We start from the raw sequence: 2,366 nt of genomic DNA on the forward strand, positions 1-2,366 counted from the left end.
CGGCGTCGAGCCGGAAGCCGTCGATGCCGAGGTCGAGCCAGAACCGCAGGACGTCGAGCATCGCGTTCTGCACGGCCGGGTTGGCGTAGTTGAGGGACCCGGTCTGGATCCGCGCCGAGGAGCTCGGCCTGCCGCTGACCCGCACCGCCTGACGGCACCGGGTCGCGCCTCGACATGCCGGCGAGCACGGCGGCCAGCACGGCAGCCTCCTCGCGGGTGCCGACGATCTCGTTGTGCATGAGCCGCCGGAAGCGCGCGTCGACCGGCTCGCCCGAGTGCACCGCGTCGTAGAGGGCGAGCAGCGCGTCGCGCATCGCGTTGCGGGCGGCGTGCACCTCGAAGACCGCGACATCGAGGTGCCGGCCCGTCACGGCCGCTCCTCCCCGCACCGACACCGCGGCCGGAGGCGGAACCCGATCTCGCCGACCGCGGTCAGCACGGCGGCCGCTCCGATATAGAGCAGCGGCGTGTCCGTGGCGGGCAGGTAGAGCGCCGGCAGCGCCGACACCACCGTGACCGCGCGGGCGAGCCGCTCGCCCTGCACGATCCGCCCGACCCACCACGCCGCCAGGGCGGCGAGCACAACGGACACGCAGTGCGCCGCCGTCCTCAGCGCTGTGTGATGCTGCAGGTGGAACGCGGTGAGCACGGCGTCGGCAACGTTGATCCCGCCCACGACGAAGACGAGCCAGCAGAGGGTCGGCCGAGGCAGACGGAGGCTGATCGGTCTGCCCTCGGCATCGAAGAAGGGGGTGGGTATATGCCAGTGCTCTCGCGTACGGTGTGGAGTGAGCATGTTTCGACTCCAAGACAGTCGGGACATGTTGGGTGGCTGCTCCGGTGCAAGCGGAGCAGCCGCCGTCATTTCTACTACCTGTTCGAGCGCGTTTGCGGCCGTTATGCCCACCGTTTCGTGCGCGCCCGCAACACGTGCTTTCCCAAGATTCAGGTCGTCACTTTCTGTTGAAGCTGTTGCTTGTCCCAACCCGGCGAAATCGCTGCGAGGTAGGCAAATCCGCCGTCATCCAGGCCGCGTTTGCGCGGAGAGCGATTTCTCAGCGTGACGGCGTGTCGGATCAGCGCGACAAGTCGCCGGGGCAATGCATATCGTCAATGTGACACTTTACGTAATCACGCAATTACGTTAGGTTGGTTGAGTGACCGGAACGTACCGGGAAAGGCCCAGCGAATGGGACTACCGGGTGTTCATCGCGGTCGCGGAGACCGGCACCTATGAGGCGGCGGCGCACGAATTGGCCAAGCTCCGCGGTTCCTACACGCGGCAATCCGTCGGCAACATGATCAGAAAGATCCAGCGGAAGGAAGACGAGCCGCTCCTGCAACGCAAGGACGACGGCGGCTTCATGCCGACGCCGGCGGGCGAGCGGTTCGTGGCGGCCGGCCGCGAGGTCATCGCGGTCTACGAGCGCGTCAACTCGACGGCCGCACCACAGGCGACGTGGACGCTGGCGTGCGCGCCGCACCACACGCAGTTCGTCGCCATCGCGCAGGACGCGCTCCGGGGGCCGGACGGCGGCGCCGACAACATCCGCGTCGAATATCTGGACCAGGCGAACCGGGGCGAATACCAGTTCCAGCGCGACCCGGTCGAGCGCCTGGCCCGCAAGGAGTTCGGCCTGCTCATCGGGCCTGCGGTGAGCAAGGCGGGGCTGCGCTCCATCGAGCTCTACAGCTCGCAGCTGGAGGCGATGGTCGACCGCGGCTTCCGTGGCGACCGCCTCGCCCTCGCCGACCTGGTGAACGACTGCGAGGCGTTCCTGCAACCGCATGACATCCGCGCCCGGCGGGTGCTCGACAACGCCATCCGCGCGGCCGGGCTCGACCCGGCGGCGTTGCGGGTCGCCGCCGAGACCTACGAGACCGGCACCAGCGTGATGCGCCTGCGCACCGAGAGCGCGCGCCCCCGCGGTCCCCGGCGGGTCATGGTGGTTCCGTCGGACGTCGCCCAGCCCTACAAGGAGGGCATGGAGTTCGGAGGCCGCAACGCCAACCGGTTCAAGTGGGTTCCGGTCTGCGCCGGCGCTGACCCGCTCAAGCTCGAGACGCACGTAACCATCCGCCGGGAGGACCTCGACGAGCTGCGTCCGGTGGTCAATGCGCTCAAGACCGGCGTCCAGCGCCTCGACCAGGGCCGCCACCCCATCTCCGGCCTCCCGCTGCACCGCGGCGCCACTCCGCCACGGCAACGCGTTTAGCTCCGCGCTCGAGCAACGAACTGCCACCGCGGCAGCGTGTCCAGCTCCGAACTCCCGGCACGCAACCGCGACAGCGTGTCCAGCTCCGAACTCCCGGCACGGCACCGCGGCGGCGTGTCCAGCTCCGAACTCCCGGCACGGCACCGCGGC

At 69.2% G+C, this 2,366-nt stretch carries 2 protein-coding genes and 1 pseudogene; 1 reads left to right on the forward strand and 2 read right to left on the reverse strand.

What is annotated here, in order from left to right:
• A pseudogene (locus AB0H87_RS40765) lies at window positions 1-94 on the reverse strand (alpha-amylase family glycosyl hydrolase); the annotation flags it as partial.
• 273 nt (window positions 95-367) lie between these two features.
• Window positions 368-676, reverse strand: coding sequence for a hypothetical protein (locus AB0H87_RS40770; RefSeq protein ID WP_360158902.1), 309 nt, complete (start codon window positions 674-676; stop codon window positions 368-370).
• 481 nt (window positions 677-1,157) lie between these two features.
• Here AB0H87_RS40770 and AB0H87_RS40775 point away from each other — a divergent pair, with 481 nt between their 5' ends.
• The gene (locus AB0H87_RS40775; RefSeq protein ID WP_360158905.1) at window positions 1,158-2,216 is read left to right on the forward strand and encodes a LysR family transcriptional regulator; all 1,059 of its coding nucleotides are present in this window, start codon (window positions 1,158-1,160) and stop codon (window positions 2,214-2,216) included.
• Window positions 2,217-2,366 lie beyond the last annotated feature (150 nt).

Origin of the sequence: Asanoa sp. NPDC050611, assembly GCF_040654855.1 — a bacterium.
Classification (GTDB): domain Bacteria; phylum Actinomycetota; class Actinomycetes; order Mycobacteriales; family Micromonosporaceae; genus Asanoa.